Annotated in this window: 27 protein-coding genes; 19 read left to right on the top strand and 8 right to left on the bottom strand. The window is 37.0% G+C overall.

From position 1 onward, the window contains the following. Positions 1-9 precede the first annotated feature (9 nt). The 7 genes from PEPE_RS08175 (at position 10) to PEPE_RS08145 (ending at position 4,697) form a co-directional block, all read left to right on the top strand. Positions 10-426 carry a cupin domain-containing protein gene (locus PEPE_RS08175; RefSeq protein WP_002832889.1) on the top strand — a complete coding sequence of 139 codons (417 nt, stop codon included), beginning with the start codon at positions 10-12 and terminating at the stop codon, positions 424-426. Further along, positions 426-743, top strand: coding sequence for a carboxymuconolactone decarboxylase family protein (locus PEPE_RS08170; protein WP_011673808.1), 318 nt, complete (start codon positions 426-428; stop codon positions 741-743). The genes PEPE_RS08175 and PEPE_RS08170 overlap by 1 nt, the downstream gene beginning before the upstream one ends. A gap of 417 nt (positions 744-1,160) precedes the next feature. Continuing rightward, positions 1,161-1,883 carry an ABC transporter ATP-binding protein gene (locus tag PEPE_RS08165; protein ID WP_011673807.1) on the top strand — a complete coding sequence of 241 codons (723 nt, stop codon included), beginning with the start codon at positions 1,161-1,163 and terminating at the stop codon, positions 1,881-1,883. After that, positions 1,883-3,025 carry an ABC transporter permease gene (locus PEPE_RS08160; protein ID WP_011673806.1) on the top strand — a complete coding sequence of 381 codons (1,143 nt, stop codon included), beginning with the start codon at positions 1,883-1,885 and terminating at the stop codon, positions 3,023-3,025. The genes PEPE_RS08165 and PEPE_RS08160 overlap by 1 nt, the downstream gene beginning before the upstream one ends. Before the next feature lie 3 nt (positions 3,026-3,028). Further along, a complete protein-coding gene (locus PEPE_RS08155) occupies positions 3,029-3,664 on the top strand; it encodes a TetR/AcrR family transcriptional regulator (RefSeq protein WP_011673805.1) in 636 nt (211 codons plus the stop codon). Between the two features lie 54 nt (positions 3,665-3,718). Then, positions 3,719-4,171 (top strand): MarR family winged helix-turn-helix transcriptional regulator, encoded by a 453-nt coding sequence (locus tag PEPE_RS08150; protein ID WP_002832894.1) that lies wholly within the window; start codon positions 3,719-3,721, stop codon positions 4,169-4,171. A gap of 10 nt (positions 4,172-4,181) precedes the next feature. Next, positions 4,182-4,697 carry a GNAT family N-acetyltransferase gene (locus PEPE_RS08145; protein ID WP_011673804.1) on the top strand — a complete coding sequence of 172 codons (516 nt, stop codon included), beginning with the start codon at positions 4,182-4,184 and terminating at the stop codon, positions 4,695-4,697. A 92-nt stretch (positions 4,698-4,789) separates the two neighbouring features. Here PEPE_RS08145 and PEPE_RS08140 read toward each other — a convergent pair whose 3' ends face one another. After that, positions 4,790-5,200: a peptide deformylase gene (locus PEPE_RS08140; protein ID WP_011673803.1), complete on the bottom strand. Its 411-nt coding sequence runs from the start codon at positions 5,198-5,200 to the stop codon at positions 4,790-4,792. A gap of 219 nt (positions 5,201-5,419) precedes the next feature. Here PEPE_RS08140 and pyrF point away from each other — a divergent pair, with 219 nt between their 5' ends. Continuing rightward, on the top strand, positions 5,420-6,130 hold the full coding sequence (pyrF, locus tag PEPE_RS08135) for an orotidine-5'-phosphate decarboxylase (RefSeq protein WP_041526975.1): 711 nt from the start codon (positions 5,420-5,422) through the stop codon (positions 6,128-6,130). A gap of 61 nt (positions 6,131-6,191) precedes the next feature. Here pyrF and PEPE_RS08130 read toward each other — a convergent pair whose 3' ends face one another. Further along, positions 6,192-7,001, bottom strand: coding sequence for an HAD-IIB family hydrolase (locus PEPE_RS08130; RefSeq protein ID WP_011673801.1), 810 nt, complete (start codon positions 6,999-7,001; stop codon positions 6,192-6,194). A gap of 504 nt (positions 7,002-7,505) precedes the next feature. Between PEPE_RS08130 and PEPE_RS08125 the strand changes: the two genes are divergently transcribed. From PEPE_RS08125 to PEPE_RS08105, 6 genes are read left to right on the top strand one after another with little or no spacing between them, the layout of a single operon-like run. Then, complete coding sequence (locus PEPE_RS08125; protein ID WP_002832900.1) at positions 7,506-7,760, top strand: GlsB/YeaQ/YmgE family stress response membrane protein; 255 nt, start codon at positions 7,506-7,508, stop codon at positions 7,758-7,760. A 10-nt stretch (positions 7,761-7,770) separates the two neighbouring features. Next, entirely contained in the window at positions 7,771-8,316 is a 546-nt protein-coding gene (gene amaP / locus PEPE_RS08120) for an alkaline shock response membrane anchor protein AmaP (RefSeq protein ID WP_011673799.1), read from the top strand. A gap of 16 nt (positions 8,317-8,332) precedes the next feature. Continuing rightward, positions 8,333-8,530: a hypothetical protein gene (locus PEPE_RS08115; RefSeq protein ID WP_002832903.1), complete on the top strand. Its 198-nt coding sequence runs from the start codon at positions 8,333-8,335 to the stop codon at positions 8,528-8,530. Between the two features lie 12 nt (positions 8,531-8,542). Then, positions 8,543-8,671 carry a hypothetical protein gene (locus PEPE_RS09350; RefSeq protein WP_011673798.1) on the top strand — a complete coding sequence of 43 codons (129 nt, stop codon included), beginning with the start codon at positions 8,543-8,545 and terminating at the stop codon, positions 8,669-8,671. Further along, positions 8,658-9,074, top strand: a complete 417-nt coding sequence (locus PEPE_RS08110) for an Asp23/Gls24 family envelope stress response protein (RefSeq protein ID WP_002832904.1) — start codon at positions 8,658-8,660, stop codon at positions 9,072-9,074. Before PEPE_RS09350 ends, PEPE_RS08110 begins: the two co-directional genes overlap by 14 nt. Before the next feature lie 32 nt (positions 9,075-9,106). Continuing rightward, the gene (locus PEPE_RS08105) at positions 9,107-9,517 is read left to right on the top strand and encodes an Asp23/Gls24 family envelope stress response protein (protein WP_002832905.1); all 411 of its coding nucleotides are present in this window, start codon (positions 9,107-9,109) and stop codon (positions 9,515-9,517) included. 90 nt (positions 9,518-9,607) lie between these two features. On the opposite strand, the gene PEPE_RS09290 is transcribed toward PEPE_RS08105, so the two are convergent. From PEPE_RS09290 to PEPE_RS08090, 4 genes are read right to left on the bottom strand one after another with little or no spacing between them, the layout of a single operon-like run. Then, positions 9,608-9,772 (bottom strand): hypothetical protein, encoded by a 165-nt coding sequence (locus PEPE_RS09290; RefSeq protein ID WP_011673797.1) that lies wholly within the window; start codon positions 9,770-9,772, stop codon positions 9,608-9,610. Further along, positions 9,772-10,455 carry an NAD(P)H-dependent oxidoreductase gene (locus tag PEPE_RS08100; RefSeq protein WP_011673796.1) on the bottom strand — a complete coding sequence of 228 codons (684 nt, stop codon included), beginning with the start codon at positions 10,453-10,455 and terminating at the stop codon, positions 9,772-9,774. The genes PEPE_RS09290 and PEPE_RS08100 overlap by 1 nt, the downstream gene beginning before the upstream one ends. Before the next feature lie 3 nt (positions 10,456-10,458). Then, complete coding sequence (locus PEPE_RS08095) at positions 10,459-10,770, bottom strand: DUF7671 family protein (protein WP_011673795.1); 312 nt, start codon at positions 10,768-10,770, stop codon at positions 10,459-10,461. Beyond that, positions 10,760-11,470 carry a GTP pyrophosphokinase gene (locus tag PEPE_RS08090; protein ID WP_011673794.1) on the bottom strand — a complete coding sequence of 237 codons (711 nt, stop codon included), beginning with the start codon at positions 11,468-11,470 and terminating at the stop codon, positions 10,760-10,762. Before PEPE_RS08090 ends, PEPE_RS08095 begins: the two co-directional genes overlap by 11 nt. A gap of 147 nt (positions 11,471-11,617) precedes the next feature. Here PEPE_RS08090 and dhaK point away from each other — a divergent pair, with 147 nt between their 5' ends. From dhaK to PEPE_RS08065, 5 genes are all read left to right on the top strand, one after another. Then, positions 11,618-12,610, top strand: coding sequence for a dihydroxyacetone kinase subunit DhaK (gene dhaK, locus PEPE_RS08085; protein ID WP_002832911.1), 993 nt, complete (start codon positions 11,618-11,620; stop codon positions 12,608-12,610). A gap of 26 nt (positions 12,611-12,636) precedes the next feature. Then, entirely contained in the window at positions 12,637-13,200 is a 564-nt protein-coding gene (dhaL, locus tag PEPE_RS08080) for a dihydroxyacetone kinase subunit DhaL (RefSeq protein WP_011673793.1), read from the top strand. 2 nt (positions 13,201-13,202) lie between these two features. Beyond that, entirely contained in the window at positions 13,203-13,571 is a 369-nt protein-coding gene (gene dhaM / locus PEPE_RS08075; protein ID WP_002832913.1) for a dihydroxyacetone kinase phosphoryl donor subunit DhaM, read from the top strand. A gap of 227 nt (positions 13,572-13,798) precedes the next feature. Beyond that, complete coding sequence (locus PEPE_RS08070; protein ID WP_011673792.1) at positions 13,799-14,398, top strand: MarR family winged helix-turn-helix transcriptional regulator; 600 nt, start codon at positions 13,799-13,801, stop codon at positions 14,396-14,398. A 2-nt stretch (positions 14,399-14,400) separates the two neighbouring features. Then, a complete protein-coding gene (locus PEPE_RS08065) occupies positions 14,401-16,179 on the top strand; it encodes an ABC transporter ATP-binding protein (protein ID WP_002832915.1) in 1,779 nt (592 codons plus the stop codon). A gap of 83 nt (positions 16,180-16,262) precedes the next feature. On the opposite strand, the gene PEPE_RS08060 is transcribed toward PEPE_RS08065, so the two are convergent. Then, a complete protein-coding gene (locus PEPE_RS08060) occupies positions 16,263-17,303 on the bottom strand; it encodes an oxidoreductase (RefSeq protein WP_011673791.1) in 1,041 nt (346 codons plus the stop codon). A gap of 61 nt (positions 17,304-17,364) precedes the next feature. After that, positions 17,365-18,606 carry a peptidase T gene (gene pepT, locus PEPE_RS08055; protein ID WP_011673790.1) on the bottom strand — a complete coding sequence of 414 codons (1,242 nt, stop codon included), beginning with the start codon at positions 18,604-18,606 and terminating at the stop codon, positions 17,365-17,367. Positions 18,607-18,656 lie beyond the last annotated feature (50 nt).

The raw sequence follows: 18,656 nt of genomic DNA, 5'->3' as shown, positions 1-18,656 counted from the left end.
AGTTTAATTATGAAAAATGAAGCAGTAAAAAACGGGGTTATTTTCCCCGCTGGACCTAAAAATGATGCATACGCAAAATACTTTGTAGGACAAAGTTATCTACAGGGGCTTGTTTCAGACCCCGAAGTTAATGTTGGAGTTGGAAATGTTACTTTTGAGCCTGGCTGCCGTAACAACTGGCATATTCATCATGATGGATTCCAAATTTTACTAGTAACGGGTGGAGAAGGCTGGTACCAAGAAGAAGGACAACCAGCACGCCATCTTACAGCTGGTGATGTTGTAGTAACCCATGATGGTGTAAAGCACTGGCATGGCGCAACTAAAGATAGTTGGTTTGCACATGTAGCGATCACTGCTGGAACACCAGAATGGCTTGAAGCAGTTAGCGATGAACAATATAAGGCAGTTGAGGAGGGCAAATAATGGCTAAAAAACAGACCGCAGGACGCGAACAATTAGGTGAATTTGCACCAAAATTTGCAGAATTGAATGACGATGTATTATTCGGTGAAGTTTGGTCACGTGAAGACCAGCTTTCAGCTCGTGATCGGAGTATGATTACATGCGCAAGTCTGATGTCGCAAGGCTTATTTCCCCAATTGGAAGCACACATGAAGATTGCTAAAGAAAATGGCGTAACTAAGGATGAAATGGTAGAACTAATTACACATCTTTCGTTTTATGCAGGTTGGCCTAAGGCATGGTCAGCATTTGGTTTAGCAAAGAAAATATTCGAATAAAATAGTAAGACAGCTGTCTCAATCTGAGGTAACTGTCTTTTTATTTACTAATGGTCTTTGCGTAATTAAAATTCCATAAATAGTTAAAACTACACAACCAACAGTTAATGGTCGTCCCGATTAAAACTAAAAATAAGAAGGTAATCATCTGTATAACTAGGGTAATTAATAGGCGGTTATGTTGAATTTTATTGTCAAAAAGTTTCCATAATATGTAAATATTGAAGGAATCACTAACTAGTAATCCCAGAATGAAAAGATCAGCCTAACTAGCAAGCATTAATTTGTAATTTATTATATTTTCTCACAATTGAACTTCAAATGAAGTTAGAAGTTATTGACTAAAAAATAAATATATTTTATACTCCAACCAGTAAGTGAGTAATTACTCACTAAATTCGGTTAAGGAGAATTTTTATGAATAAATCAATAATTGAGTTAAAAAATATTGCTAAAAGTTTTGGAAAACAAAATGTTTTAAAAAATATCAACCTTAATGTCCAGCAAGGACAAATTGTGGGATTGATTGGGCCCTCTGGTTCAGGAAAATCTACAATTATCAAAATTGCGTTGGGCATGGAAGTGGCTGATAAAGGTATCGCAAAAATTTTTGAGGCTAAAATGCCCAACCGTAAATTATTATCTAAAATTGGTTATATGGCCCAAACGGACGCATTGTACATGACCTTAACCGGTTTTGAGAACTTAAAATTTTATGCCAAAATGAAAGGTATCAAATCGAGTGAACTACAATTGCAAATTGGTCATGTTGCAGAAGTAGTTGATTTAAAAGATGCGCTTAATAAACGGGTTGAAGGATATTCTGGTGGAATGATGCGTAGATTATCTTTAGGAATTGCTTTATTGGGTAATCCTAAGTTATTGATTTTGGATGAACCAACGGTAGGAATTGACCCCGCGTTACGACGGAAAATATGGCGAGAATTAAAACGGATAAAAAATAACGGACAAAGCATTTTGATTACTACGCATGTGATGGATGAAGCTGAACAAGTCGACGAAGTAGCGCTGATTCTGGACGGAAACGTGATTGCTTTAGATAGCCCTAAAAATTTAAAACGACAATATGATGTACCGTCTATTGAAGATGTCTTTTTGAAGGCGGAAGGAGCAGAATAATGAGGATTATTGCAATTACAAATCGTGTTTTAAAAGAGTTAATGCGGGATAAACGAACTTTAGCGTTAATGTTTTTAGCTCCAATTTTAATTTTAGTATTAATGAGTTTTATTTTTAACAATAGCGGTACAACAAATGTGAAAGTAGGAACGGTAGGTATTTCACATGAGCTGAACCAAAATTTAAATACGATTAAACATGTAAAAATTCATCAATATGACTCAGAAAAAACGGCGAAAATAGCATTAAAAGCTGAAAAGACAGATACAATTATTGAAAAAGACGGCAATAATTTTAATATAACCTATGCTAATACTGACGCAACTAAAACAGCCACTACTAAGATGGCGTTCAAAAATGCGGTTACTGTGAATAATATTAAACAGCTTAAAAAACATTTAGAACAGAGTAACCGGGCTTTAAATGAACTTCAAACGAAGTTAGCTTTAGTTACTAAAAAATCAGTTAAAACCAAAAGCATGCCCGCAACTCAAGCTAGTCCGAAAATTAAAAATCATTATGTGTATGGTGATGCTAACACCAGCTTCTTTGATAAGATTTTGCCAATTTTAATGGGCTTCTTCGTTTTCTTCTTTGTCTTCCTAGTTTCTGGGATGGCGCTTTTGAAAGAAAGAACAAGCGGAACTTTAGATCGACTTTTAGCGACTCCAGTTAAACGTTCTGAAATTGTATTTGGCTATATGCTAAGTTATGGGATAATTGCTATATTACAAACCATAGTGATCGTATTGGTAACTATTGGATTATTAGGAGTGGAAGTGGTTGGCAATATTGGGAGCATTATTGTTATCAACTTGCTATTAGCTTTAGTAGCTCTAGCATTTGGAATTCTACTTTCTACTTTTGCCCATTCTGAATTCCAGATGATGCAATTTATTCCAATTGTGATAGTACCTCAAGTTTTCTTTGCTGGAATTATTCCGTTAGATACGATGGCTGATTGGGTTCAAAAAATATCTTATATTATTCCACTTAAGTATGCCGGCGATGCGGTTAGTAATATTATTATGCGAGGAGCCCGACTTTCAGCTTTGGGGGGAGATATTGGAGTGTTATTAATTTTTCTAGTTATCTTAACTATTTTAAATATCGTTGGATTGAAACGATATCGGAAGGTGTAAATAATGAGTAGTGCAATCATATTTGATAATTATAAAACGTGGCTTGATGAGCAAAAGCTTCCTAAAGGTCAGAAAAAAGCTCTTTTAGCAGGGTTAGATTTATTTGCTAAACAGGGATTTAATGGAACTTCGACAGCCCAAATTGCTGAAAAAGCTGAAATTAGTCAGGCAACTATATTTAAATACTTTAAGACTAAGCAAGATTTACTGATGGGAATTCTTAAACCGGTATTTATAAATTTATTTCCAGTTTTTCGGGATAGTTTTATTGATGAATTAAGGCAGTTCACTGACTTGGAAGATATGGTACGTTTTTTTGTTTATAACCGTTATCAATTTGTACGAGACAATGAAGACGCAATTCTAATTTTAATTACAGAGTTGCTAACTAATCGTGATATTCGAGATTTATTTTTTGGAGTGATAAATGAACCTGGAAAATCAGTCATTGAAAATGTAAGAGAGAACTTAAATAAAACAGGACAATTACGACCTGAATTGGATTTTCCAGCCGTAATGAGAATCATGATTGGACAGATTTTTATTTATTTTGTTCAGCATCGATTCATCGGTAATTCAGACGAAACACGAGATTTAAATTTAATTGTGGAACAAATCATACGAGCAATCAAAAAATAATTTTGTTGTATTTGCAACTAAATTAAAGTAAAATACTCTCAGAGGGAAGTAATTATGGAAGATATTTTACGATCAATTGGATCAATTTCAAGAGAATTGGATTCGATTGCTAATATTGAATTTAAAGAATTAAATTTAACCAAAGGCAAGTATTTATATTTGGTTCGAATATGTGAAAATCCAGGAATTATCCAGGGTGAATTAGCTGAAAAAATTCGAGTTGATCGGACAACCGCAGCTCGAGCCGTAATGAAGTTGGAAAAGGATGGATTTATTACACGTGGAGCTGATCGGGACAATCATAAGATTAAACGTCTATATCCCACTGAACAAGGTAAGGCAGTATATCCAACGATTAAACGCGAAAATAGCTATTCGAGTAGAATGGCGCTAGCAGGATTTACGGACGCGGAAGCTACAGCATTGAAAGCAATGCTGGAGAAAGTTGAACGAAATGTTAGTATCGACTGGAACTATGTAAAAAGTGGTCATCATAGAAAATATTGAGGTGAATTGAATGACAATTGATATTCAAAAAGTACGAGTTGAAGAAGTAGAAGCGTTACAAAAGATAAGTATTGAGACTTTTGGAGATACTTTTGGCGCAGATAACAGTTCTGAAGATCTAGACCAATACTATCAAAAAGCGTACAATTTCAAACAGTTAACTTCAGAGATTATTAATGGTGCATCTTACTTCTTTTTTGCCAAGCAAGCTGATCAGCTTCTAGGGTATTTAAAAGTCAACATAGATGAAGCTCAGTCAGAAAAAATGGGGTCCGACACTTTGGAAGTTGAGCGGATTTACGTGCGTCAGCAATTTAAACGTCGGGGAGTTGGCTCTAGATTAATGCAACAGGCACTTGAGGTTGCACAAGAAAACCACAAACGTAAAGTCTGGTTAGGAGTTTGGGAGCATAACGAAGCTGCTAAGAAATTTTACCAAACTCAAGGATTTAACCAAGTTGGAGAACATGTTTTTCAATTAGGTAACGATTTGCAACGTGATTTAATTATGCTAAAAGATATTTAATGGAGGAGCCCCCTAAAATGGATGGGCTTTTTTGTTTGGAATAAACTGGTGATAAATTAAAAAACTAGCAAATTAATGCTAGCTCTCCAAAACTAAATAATAATCCCATCACAATGATCAACTTCATGTTGAATAATTTGGGCGATGAATTCTTTAAATTCTTGGGTATGTTTTTTAAATTCTAAATCAAGATACTGAACTTCGATTTCGTCGTAACGAGTGGTGGAACGTTCACCGGTTAATGACAGGCAGCCTTCTTCAGTGGTATATGGATTACCCTTTTTGAGAATGACAGGATTGATCATGGGGACGTTCATCATTCCCATAGTGACAACGATGATTCTTTTATGAACGCCAATCATGTTAGCGGCCATTCCCACGCAACGTTCGCTATTGGCTTTTAAAGTATCCATCAAATCCATTACTACGGATAAATCTTGTTTGGTAGCGGGAATTGACGTTTGAGATAAAATTTGTTGATCATGAATTACACTCTTAATCATGTTGAGCTCCTTAATTAATTTATAACACCATTTTACCATTTTTAGAACCTTGACATTCAAAGGCTAGGCAAGTAGCATGAATGTAAATAAATCGAGTCGCTTTAAATCGATCCAGAGAGATTGATAAGCTAACGAATACACCGCAAACTAGGTGCTGGTTAGCATACCTAGACCTTGCGGTGTTTTTTGATGTTAAGAGCGGTTCAGAATGGAGTTTTTATGGAAAAACCAGTTATGATTGCGCTAGATTTTAAGGATCGGGGAGAACTTAACCAATTCTTGGAGCAATTTCCGGAACATTTGAAGTTAACCATTAAATTGGGAATGGAACTCTTCTACGGAATGGGTCCCGAAATCGTTCGAGATATGCGTCAAAAAGGGCATGACATCTTTCTTGATTTAAAATTGAACGATATTCCTAATACGGTAGAAAAAGCAATGATGCAATTAGGTCGAATGGGGGTTCAATACACAACAATCCATGCGATGGGTGGTTCTGATATGATTCGAGCGGCTAAACGAGGATTGGTTGCTGGAGCTAGAGAAGTAGACTTACCAACGCCTAAACTATTAGCAGTAACGGAATTAACTTCTATTTCAGAAAAGCAACTAAGTGAAGAACAGAATGTTAGTTTACCAATGGCAGATCAAGTACTTAGCCTAGCAAAATTGACTAGTACGGCTGGCGGAGATGGTGTAATTTGTTCTCCAAACGAAGTTAGTTATTTAAAACCCCAACTTCCAGAAGATTTTCTGTTTGTGACACCTGGAATTCGACCTGCCGGAGCAGCAAAGGGTGATCAAAAACGGACGATGACTGCTGCGGAAGCTGCCAAAGCAGGAAGCTCAGCTATTGTGGTAGGTAGACCAATTACTCAATCTGAGGACCCGGTTGTGGCGTACCAAGCAATTTTAAGTGAATTTAACTAAAAAAATCGGCGTTGTCAAAACTTTTGAAATTAAGCTCAAAAGTTAATTGACCGCCGATTTTTTATAATAGTTTTTCTAGGGTGTCTAATACACCATCATGTTCATTATCATATCGAGTTAAATGGTTAGCTACTGCTTTGACCTTAGAAAAGGCATTTTGAATAGCATATCCATTAGGAGTCATTTGTAACATTCGTAAGTCATTTTCGTTGTCACCAAAAGTCACCAATTCATCTGCGTTTACGTTATATCTTTGCATTAAATGCTGAAGGGCAGTTGATTTATCTACGTGACTGAAACCGATTAGTTCAGTATTGAACCCCGAGCTTAAACTCCCCAACGTAGGATCTAGAAGACTTCGTAAACGCTCAATTTTTTGATTGATATTAGGACTATCTTCAAAGCTAAGAGCAATTTTGACAATCGGATCTTCAATTCCGCTCTTAGTAAAATGATTAATATCATCGACAGTTTGAATTTCTTTGTAAAAATTTTTGATGAAATTCATAACGTCTGGAGTAGTATTTGTATCTACATATGAACTATTTAAGCCGCAAATATTAATTAAGATCTCATCTGGACCAAAAGCCTGGTTAATCGAATTTAGTGTGTCTTGAAGAAGTTTTGGAGAGATTTGTTGCACATCGATTAATTCGTTGCCGGAATAGATGATGGAGCCATTTTGGGAGATGAAGTCCATCTGCTCAGCTTGAGGTTCAAACAGCGCTTGAAGGCGCTCATGTTGAGAACCACTAGCGGCGACGAAGTGAATATTTTGGCGTTGCATTTCCTGAAAAATTTCACTAAAACGTTGTTTATTGTATTGATTTTGGTTGTCAAGGAAGGTTTGATCCATATCCGTAGCAATCATTTTTATCACTATAGTCACCTAATTTCTAAAAGTTATATAATAAGTTTAAAACAAAATAGTTAAAATAGTAAGTGCTTACAATATTTCGAGCACTTTTTTAATAATTGGAGGAAAGATAATGCGTAAGAACGAAAAAGGTAGTGGGGTTTTAGAAATTGTCGGTGGCGTACTTAATTTGGCAGGCGGAGCTCTAATTATGGCCGCCGGAATTGTTAAATTAGCTAGTAAAACCAAGTAAAATATCGTTTGGTAAATAAAATCAGCTTATTTTTCAAGAAAAAATTTATTTTAGTGAATTAAATCGAGTTCTAACCGAAAAGCCCAGCATAGCGTGGGCTTTTTTTGCTATTTTGAAAAAAGAAAGCGCTACCTCAAATCGTATATTTTATGAAAATGATAAGCATATTCTTTGATATGCAATCTGACAACATGATATCTTAATGGTGAACCAGTAAGCAATAGCGTTTATTGGTTATCAGCATAAACTGAAAGGAGTTGTTTTATATGTTTGGATGGTTATGGTCATTAATTATAGGTGGTATTATCGGTGCCATCGCAGGAGCACTAACTAGTCGTGATTTACCGGCTGGCTGGATTGGCAATATTGTTGCTGGACTTGTCGGTGCTTGGTTAGGACAAAGCCTATTGGGAACATGGGGACCTTCCTTAGCAGGTATGGCGCTCGTTCCGTCAATTATCGGAGCAGTTATCTTAGTTGTAATTGTATCTGTTATCTTCGGAATGCGTAAGAAGGGATAGAGGTGATTACATGAGTCGAACCAGTAAGATTTTATTGAGTTTGATGGCAGTAATTACCCTGATTCAAACGGTTTGGTTCGTTTCAAGTGAAATGTTCATTCCTTATCTTACCGACTTTTTTGAATCGATGAGAACCACAAATAGCCGCCTTACAGAAGTTGTTGCAATTGTATTCGGGGTTATTGTCGCTCTGTTTGCACTAGTCATGTTAATTATTGCACTATCTAGTCGAACTAGCGAGAAAGATTTGAAATTGCAAGGCGGAAGAGGCAAATTGACCATTCCTAAGAAGTCGATGGAACAAATTGTTGATAAGTCAATTGCTGAGAATCATCAAGTGGGTAATATTCAAACCAAAGTACGTGTCCGTGGAAATGATCGGATCCAAGCTCAAGTAAGCGTGGAAGATATATCGGATGGGAACTATGATGTGAATGCCAAAGAGATTCAAGAAACTGTTCAAGATAGTATTCAAAGACATTTAGGAATGAAGAGCCATGTTAACGTTCAAATCATTCCGCGTAAGCAGTCCAGTAAGTCACTGAAAGTCATATAGGAAGGCGGGATTTTAGATGAGTAGCGAATTGTTAGGAGCTTTAGTTGCGATGATTCTCGGAATTGTCTGGGTCTCGATCGGATTTGGCAGCGCAGTGCTGGTCGGAGTGCTTGGAATCCTTGGATACCTAGGTGCCAGATATGGTAAGTCAGTTTTATCACAGGCAATTTCAGAACTAATGGCAGCTTTGAACATTGATCGTAAGAAGAACTAGGGGGGACGTTTAATGGCAAAGAAAGTGGATCGTAATAAACCTTTAAAATCATTACTTGGAATGATGGTTGTTTCAAGTTTATGGTTTGCATGGAAAAATCGTCGTAAGATTCAGGAGGTGCTAAACCATGGACAATCCTAGAATTGCACAAGCAAGCTTAACCTTTGATGAAGGGGTTATCGAAAAAATTGCGGGTCTAGCTTCGAGAAAAGTTGACGGAATTCTTTCCTTTGACGGCGGACTATTTGATAGTTTGACAGATAAGTTAAGAAGTAAAGTAGATCCAACTCAAGGAATCACTGCTGAAGTTGGGGAAAAGCAGGTGGCACTTGAGATGAATGCAACTGTTGAGTATGGCTATGATATTCGTGAAATTTTCACTCAAGTTTGTGATGTAGTTAGCGAAGAAGTGGAACGTCTAACTGGTTTGAAGGTTGTGGAGCTCGATTTTCACGTAAACAATGTTTTAAGTAAAAAACAGTGGAAAGAACAAAATAACCGCAAACCAAATTCTGATTTAGAACCTAAGCCAGAAGCTAAATAAGCTTCGAAAATTTTGAAGGGAGATCTATAACTATGGATAAAGTAGCACAACCAGAAACAAAACTAACATTTGATGATGAAGTATTAGCTAAAATTGCTGGAAAAACAGCAAGCAACGTTGATGGGGTACTTTCATTAGAAGGTAATATTTTTGAAAAAGTGACTGATCGAATTTCTAAAGGCGACGATCCTACAACTGGTGTTAATGTAGATATCGACGACGAAAATCAAAAAGTTTCATTGAAGATGGATGCTTTACTAGAATATGGTAAGAATGCACAATCTATTTTTGATAAAATGGTAACAAAAATCACTGCGGCAGTGAACGAGATGACCAACATGGAAGTCGCTGAGATTAAACTCAACGTCAAAGATGTGTTAACTCGCGAAGAGTGGGCAGATCGCACAAAGGACGACAAGAAACATGAGGATAAAAAACACTAAACCTTAAAAGACCATGACAATTAACAATGTCATGGTCTTTTTTGATGCCTAATTATTAAGAATTGCTGGGATATATTTGTCTTAGTGAAATCATTCCCACATTCTTCCGTCTAATTCTCTTTGAGTTTGGTCGATTCTTTTCGATTGTTCCTGAACAAAGTCTTTTAATCCTAGATAAAAGGACTGTTCTCGATAGTCTGAAGCGGATTGACGGAGCTGTTCAATTTGTTCAATTAACCATTTTTGATCATCCATCACACATCCTCCTCTTTTTTCATTTCAATCAAATTCCATTGTAAATCGTCGAGTTCATCCTGGCGCTCTTTAATAGTGAATAAAATTTGTTGAAGCTGCTCAGAATGTGGCGGATGTTGCTCAATCCGTTTTTGTAATTCTGTCTCATACCAAGCGGCCTGGTCTTTAAAGTGCCCTGCACCAACGTTCGTAGCGTATTGCTGGTAAGCAACCAACAAGCGTTGTTGGGCATCAGGTTCTAGGTATAAAAACTGGTGGACGGCCAATATTGGGAGATACATCATCTTAGTTTTATTGGCAAATGCTTCAAAAGGACGCATTAATTCTGATATGGTGAATTTTTCGGCTGCCCCAGCTTGGAAAGCATTCCCATTGTCTCCAGTCGAAACCACAATTCCTAGTTCTTTACCTTCCAAAGCATATTGATGACCAGTGGCAAATTTAGTGGTCATAACGGTGTCCATCCATTGCTTTAGTAATGCAGGGGCACTATACCAGTACAACGGAAATTCTAGAATAATGCGATCATTTTGGAGTAATAAAGATTGTTCTTGTTCGACGTTAAAATCTGCAACTAAGGGATGCCAAGTTACATTTGAAAAATTCTCGATAGCCGCTTTAAAAAAGGGCTGAGTATTAGACCTTGCAAGTTCTGGATGTGCGACGATAATCAAAGTTTGCATGCACTAAACCGCCTCCTCTTTAAATTTTTTGATAGCTATTTCCAGCATTTCATCTGAAATAAATTCCTTAGTAAAGCGTTCTAAAGGAACAAAATTATGGCGATTTTTAAAGCTTAATTTAGTTGCGCCTACGATTGCCACTAGTAAATTATTCTCGGTTAAAAATAATTGACCGAGTTTCAGATACTTTCCTTTAGTGTGCTTGCCATTCCGCCAGGCATGGATTTTAATTTCAGTATTAAATATGTAATGACCGGAATTATCAAGCTTGATTGGGACTCCATAAAAACACGTGACGGGATATTTATCCTTCATCTTTAAACACCCGTGGGTCAGATAATTCACGATAAATATTTTGCATGTTTGATTCAATCTTAAAAATTTCATTAGCATCTTCGACTAACTGATTTTCAAAATGTTCTACTTTTTCGTCAGCAACGTTGGTCTTATAGCGAAGCTTATGCTCTAAACTGGCCCACATATCCATACCAACGGTCCGAATCTGTATTTCAACAGGAGTGTTTACCGGACCAGTAGACAAAAATACGGGCACACTAACTACTAGATGAACACTGCGATAACCACTAGGTTTAGGATTTTTGATGTAATCTTTAGTTTTAATGAGTTTAATATCGCTTTGAGAAAGCAGATTTTTTTGGATAGTGTAAACATCGCTAATATAGTTAGTAACAACGCGAATCCCGCCAATATCAAAGATGTTTTGTTTAATAGACTCGATATCACGGTCTAAATGTTTTTTCTCTGCCTTATTAAAAAGAGAGGTTATAGTTTTCATTCTTTGTTCCATATGATGAATGGGATTATGGTCATATTCTCCTCGATATTCACCATCCAAGTTTTCAAGCTTGGTTCCAATCTCATTTACGGCGGACTGGCAAAGTCGATAGTAACGTACTAAGTTGCTAAACTCTTGAACGTGTTCAGATCCAATTACACGTGTGAGTTCTTTATTGATACCTTCGTTATTAAACATATTGCTGCGTTCTAAAATCATTTGATCGTTCTCCTTGGTTTGTACATATAATTCATTATACGAGAATTTTATTTTTATTAAACTTTTTAGGCTTTATTCTTGTGATTGTAATCGCTTTCTACTATGCTTTAATTGTACGAAAAAAGTTACCGAGGGGGAAATGTTTTCATGAAAAAAATCATTAATGATCCAAAGAATGTTGTCGATGAAATGGTTCAAGGATTGGTAAGAAGTTACCCCGAATATTTAGAAAGAATTCCAGAAACAGGTGTAGTTTATCGTCATGACTTAAAAAATATCCAAGGTCAAGTTGGAATTGTGAGTGGCGGTGGAAGTGGTCACGAACCCACTCATGCTGGGTTTGTAGGCGATGGAATGTTGAGTGCGGCGGTTTGTGGGGAAGTGTTTACGTCACCAACTCCAGATCAAATCTTTGAAGCAATCAAGAAAGTTGATTCGGGAGCCGGTGTATTCTTAGTAATTAAAAATTATTCTGGAGATGTCATGAATTTTGAAATGGCTCAAGACATGGCTGAAATGGAAGATATTAAAGTTAAATCGATAGTTGTTGATGATGATATTGCGGTAGAAAACAGTACTTATACCCAAGGACGCCGTGGCGTCGCAGGGACCATCTTCATGCACAAAGTTTTAGGTGCGGCCGCAGCTAAAGGAGCCAATCTAGACGAACTAGAACAATTAGCCCAAAAAGTTTTGCCTAATATCAAGACGATTGCAGTCGCTTTAAGTGGTGCAACTGTTCCAGAAGTAGGTAAACCTGGATTTACACTGGGTGAAGATGAAATTGAATACGGTGTAGGTATTCATGGTGAGCCAGGCTATCGGCGGGAAAAGTTACAACCTTCCAAGGCCTTAGTAGAAGAATTGGTTGGAAAATTGAATCAAGAGTTCAAATTCGAAAAGGGCGATCAAGTAGCCGTTTTAGTTAATGGAATGGGAGCTACCCCACTCATGGAGCAGTATATCTTCATGAACGATGTTTTAAATAAATTAGCTGATTTAGGTTTGGAAGTTAAATTCACCAAGGTAGGTAGTTTAATGACTTCGCTTGAAATGGCCGGAATTTCACTAACCTTGTTTAAGGTATCCGACGAAATTGTTGAAAACCTAAATTACGCCACAGATACCATTGCTTGGTAATTTTAATTAGGATGGAGAGAAATAGTATGTTAGATGTTGAAAATGTAAAAAGCTGGATGACCAAATTTAACGAACAAATTCAAGCTCACCACGATTATCTAAGTGAATTGGATACACCCATTGGGGACGGAGATCATGGAAACAATATGGCGCGTGGGATGAATGCAGTCATGGAAGCTATCGCCGATAAGGATTTTACGGACGTTCCAGCTATTTTTAAAACAATCGCAATGAGTTTAATTAGTAAAGTTGGTGGAGCTTCTGGTCCTTTGTATGGGACTGCTTTTATGGAAATGGCCAAAGTTGGAGACGGTGAAGTTAGTGCGTTATTACCAGCAGCATTAGCTGGAATTAAGAAACGGGGGAAAGCAGAAACCGGAGAAAAAACAATGGTGGATGTATGGGCTCCTATTGCTGAAAAAACTGATTTTACTGCTGATGATGTCGATAAGGCCGTCGAAGCTACTAAAGATATGATTGCTACCAAAGGGCGCGCTTCTTATGTAGGGGAACGTTCAGTAGGGCATATTGATCCAGGTGCCATGTCTTCAGGTTACCTCTTGAAGGCCTTACTAGAAGTGGAGGAATAGTTATGGAATACGGTGTGGTAATTGTTTCGCATGTTAGTGAAATTGCTCAAGGCGTTAAACGTTTAATCGAACAAGTCGCTAAAGATGTTCCAGTTACGATTGCTGGTGGGTTAGAAAATGGTGATGTGGGAACCGATATGCAACGGATTATACAAGCATTTGAAGATAATTCTGCGACTAAGCTATTAGCCTTTTATGACTTAGGAAGCGCCAAAATGAATTTAGAAATGGCGATAGAAATGACGGATAAAGAAGTTAAGTTGTATGACACCGCCCTGGTTGAAAGTGCCTATACGGCAGCGGCATTGTTACAAGTTGAGACTAAAATTGAAGATGTCGAAGCGCAATTAAAAGATTTAAAAGTTAAGTGACTGGAAATGAATCCGGAACTAGGCCTTTTTCGGATGAAATAGTTTTAAAATTAAAGCTCTCAATTTTACGGGGTGTAACCGAGTAGAATTGAGAGTTTTTTGTGCATTAAAAATATTTAGTTTTATTGTTGACAAACAAACTAAATGATACTAGTATTTAGTTTGTTAAATTTAACTGAAACTAAATAAATCAATCAATCAATCAATAAAATGGAGGAACCATTATTATGAACAAAGATGAAATTTTAGATAACTTAATGAAAGTTAGCCACGAACCTTTTTTAGTTTTCACTAACCGCGTAGAAGAAAAAACGGATAATGCTTTGGAAACCTTAAAACTTTTGGCTAAAGAAACAAATGTAACTCCTGGACGCATTTCTGAATATTTAGATATCAAACCTTCTAGTGTTACTCAAATTATTAAAAAACTTGAAAAAGCAGGGACAGTTCTACGAGAAAAATCGCCTAAAGATTCACGGGTGACAGTTGTGAGAATTACCGATAAAGGTCGAGAAAGCTTGAAAACACATGGTTCAATTGGGAATACTTTAAAAGACGTTTTATTCAAAGATTTCTCTGATAGCGAACTAGAATATTTAGACCAATATCTAAAACGAATGGTTGATAACATCGGTAGTGATGAATTTAGTGAAAAGCTTAATGAAGTATTTGATAATGATCAACGCTGGGCACAATTTGGCAAGATGAGTCCCCATTTTGAAAGAGCTCGAGAACAAATGTTGCGCCACAATCACTTTGGTAGAATGCAACCAGGTGATTTTAACGGTTTCGGTGGTTTTGAGGGTTGGAAGAAAGGACGGCGTTAAAATTGGCAACTAATGCACGCTTCAATGATACGATTCGCAAGGATCATACTAAATTTAATTTTAAACAATTCTTTGGATTAATTAAGCGAACCAGTCCTAAGTACGTCCTTTTATTTTTAGGAGTATTCCTCTTAGCTATTAGCTCGGGAGTCCAAGTATACGTTCCAAAATTAGCTTCAACCTTAGTTAATAATTTTTCCAAGGGTGTAGATTATGCATTGCTAGGAAAAGTAGTTTTACTTTTTGTTGCATCGGCTATTTTTTCAGCGATTGGCGGCACCGTGTTGGGAATTTTTGGGGAGAATGTTATCCAAAATCTCCGTAAAACGTTGTGGAAAAGATTGACTCTTTTAAAAGTTAGTTATTTTGATACCGTCAAGGCCGGGGAAATTTCAAGTCGGCTCGTCAACGATACTAATCAAGTTAAGCAACTGCTAGCTGTAACTTTTCCTCAAACTCTTGCCAGCATTATTACCGTAGTTGGGACCATTTATATGATGATTCGGATGGATTGGCACATGACTTTAGCCATGGTAATTGCCGTCCCTGTAGTAGTAATTTTAATGGTTCCAGTTATGGCTTTCGGTACTAAAGTTGGTCATATTCGACAAGATGCTCTAGCATTATTTAATGGAATTGTTAGTGAAACACTAAGTGAAATTAGATTAGTAAAGACTTCGAATGCCGAAAATCAAGCTCAAGAACATGCTGATAATGAAATAAATCGTTTATTTAAAATTGGAAAGAAAGAAGCTATTTTTGATGCAGCAATGCAACCAATTATGATGATGGTTTTCATGAGTATGATTTTTGGCCTGTTAGCATACGGAATTCATCGGATTGCGATTGGGGCAATGGAAATCGGTACTTTGATGAGTTTTCTGATGTACCTATTTAATTTGATTGGTGCGATGCCCATCATTGCGACGTTATTTTCAGAAATGGCGAAGGCTTCCGGTTCTACTAGACGAGTTGAAGAGTTGCTTGAAGAAGAACCAGAAGATTTTAACCGTGGAGAAACTTTGGATTTAGCTGATAAGAATTTAAAAGTTGAACATGTCGATTTTGCGTACGCTGATACGCCAGAAGAAACGGTGTTAAAAGATATTTCGTTTGAAGCTAAACCTAATCAAGTAATTGCCTTTGCCGGACCTTCGGGCGGTGGTAAATCAACGATATTTAGTTTGTTAGAACGTTTCTATGAACCTACTCATGGTGAAATTAAATTTGATGATACCAACATTCAAGATATCCAGCTGACTAATTATCGCCAACAAATTGGGTTTGTGTCACAAGATTCAGCGATGATGGCAGGTACCATTCGAGATAATTTGACTTATGGGTTAGACGATACCTTTGAAGATAGCCAATTGTGGAAGGTACTTGAATTAGCTTTTGCTAAGAAATTTGTGGAAGAAATGCCTAAACAATTGGATACAGAGGTGGGAGAACGAGGTGTTAAAATTTCAGGAGGACAACGACAGAGAATTGCAATTGCTAGAGCGTTCCTACGTAATCCTAAAATTTTAATGCTAGATGAAGCAACAGCTAGTTTAGATTCAGAGTCCGAAATGAAAGTTCAAGACGCGTTGGCAAACCTAATGAAAGGCCGAACCACATTAGTAATTGCGCATCGTTTATCCACAATTGTGGATAGTGACCAAATTTATTTTGTAGAAAATGGTCAAATTACTGGCTCAGGAACCCATCAAGAATTGGTTGATTCACACCAAATGTATGCTAAATATGTTAATGAGCAATTTAAGGTAGCAGCCGGGTAAAAGCGCTGCGATGAAAAATTTACGTTGGAAATAATGTAAAGTAAAAACCATTAAACGAAACATTTATCGTTTAATGGTTTTTTTTATTTCAAATTATAAAGATGAGGCCCTTTTTCAGTGATACCGGCTTCTAGAATTTCCATATTCCAAAGGGCCTGCTCATCAGAAACGAGTTTCGCATCCCGATTAGTTAACGTTTTAGCAATGGAGTCGTAGACCCGACCATAATCACCATTTATAGTAGGGATTTGTTTCTCAATCCAATCCCCATTTTGGTTTTTATATTTAACCACGCCAAATTGACTCGGTGTATCAATGCCGAAATTAAGATCTCCAGGCATAATGCCTAACTTTAAGTCGTTTTCTTGTTGATCAATATCGTATTTAACATACGTTCCGTTAGTCCCATGTAATAAGAAACGCGGATAGGGACGCGCTGCTAGAGGGTTGCTAACGACCGTTGCTTTAAAGTTATCATAGAACAATTGAGTTTCGTAAAAATCGTCTACTGTACTAGCTGAATTTTGGATAGCTCGAATATCATAACTAACAGTCTGAGGTTTCCCAAAGAGTCCTAAAATTTGGTCCAGCATGTGGACCCCTAGACCATAAAATTGGCCATCAACCTGAGATCCTTCATGGAGGCGGTCATCAGGACGATATTTGTCAAAATGTGATTCGAGTGACAAAGGTTTACCAACGTACCCAAGTTCAATGACTTTTTTGAGAGTCAAATAGTCACTATCAAAACGACGATTTTGGTAAGGCATTGCTAGCAATTTTTTAGACTGGGCTAATGCAAAGAGTTCTTTAGCTTCGCCTTGATTAGCTACAAAAGGCTTTTCAATCAGAACGTTTTTACCATGTTCCAAAACCAACTTACCATATTCAAAATGAGTTGCGGGTGGGGTACAAATGGTAATTAATTGAACTTCAGAATCATTTAGAACTTGGTCAAGCTTATCAGTGAAAATCGTGTCAGCGTCATAAAAGCCTTGTTCTTTTTCGCGATGACGACGGTGATTATAGATATATTTGATTTTAATATCGCGTTCTTTAATATACGGAATGTGATAGCGATTAGCGCTTTTACCAAATCCGATTATAGCCATTGTAAGTGCCATAAGTAAGCTCCTTTTTATTAAAAAAGGGCTGCACAACTAGGTTGTCACAGTCCTTAAAAAATTAGTTATTTTCTTCTGAGTTTAGACGATTAATTTCAAGCAAGAGATCAACGGCACGTTCCATAGTTTGGACAGAAACGTATTCGTAACGACTATGCATGTTTTCGCCACCAGCAAAGAGGTTAGGAGTTGGAATGCCCATAAATGAAATCTTTGAACCATCTGTACCACCACGTACAGGATAGATATCTGGCTTGATATCGAGATTTTCCATAGCCTTTTGTGCAATTTCAACTGGTGTCATGTCTTTTTCAAGAACTTCACGCATGTTGTAGTATTGGTCGTGAACTTCAACTTTTACCCGTTCTTGACCGAATTGTTTATTTAACTTATCACCAATTTCTTGCATCTTTTGTTTACGTTCTTCAAAGATCTTACGATCATGATCACGAATAATGTAAACCAATTGTGCATGGTCAGGAGTTCCCGTCATCTTAAATAGATGATAGAAGCCTTCACGTCCTTCAGTTTCTTCTGGACGATCATGTTCAGGAAGCATGTTGTGATAATCAATACCAACTTGGAGTGCATTAACCATCAATCCCTTAGCAACGGCTGTATGAACTTCGTTACCTTGAATTTCAATTGTAGCTTGAGCAGCATTGAATGTTTCATATTCAAGTTCGCCAAGTGGACCACCATCTACTGTATAAGCATATTTAGTATTAAAATCTTTTGCATCAAAATGGTCGGCCCCAGTACCAGTTTCTTCATCAGGAGCAAAACCAATCCGGATTTCACCATGTTTTACTTCAGGATGAGCCTTGTAGTAGTCCAACATAGTCATAATGTCGGCCACCCCAGACTTATCATCGGCCCCTAGTAGAGTGAGTCCGTTAGTTGTCACTAAATCATGACCTTCATATTTGTTTAAGCTTGGGAAAACAGTAGGACTAAGTACCCATTCGCCATCACCACTAAGGTCAATGTCAGATTTACCATCATAATTTTCGTGAACTTGTGGTTGGATATTTTCAGCATTAAAGTCAGCTGTATCAACGTGAGAAATGTAACCAATAACTGGTGTGTTACCACCATCATTGGCAGGAAGTGTACCAACGACGTAACCAGATTCTTGTGTGTGAATATCAACAACGCCAACTTCTTCTAATTCTTTAGCTAAAGTTTTTAAAAATTCAACTTCTTTTGGATCTGTTGGAACTGTTTCAGAATTTGGATTTGAACGAGTGTTTACCTTTACATATTTAAGAAAACGTGGAAGTAATGTATCATATTTTGCCATTTAATCAGCTCCTTTTAATTTATACTACTATCTTACAACATCTATTGGTT

Origin of the sequence: Pediococcus pentosaceus ATCC 25745 (assembly GCF_000014505.1) — a bacterium.
Lineage (GTDB): Bacteria > Bacillota > Bacilli > Lactobacillales > Lactobacillaceae > Pediococcus > Pediococcus pentosaceus.
Note: the sequence above shows the minus strand (reverse complement) of the source record. Positions and strands in the feature narration are given on the sequence as shown.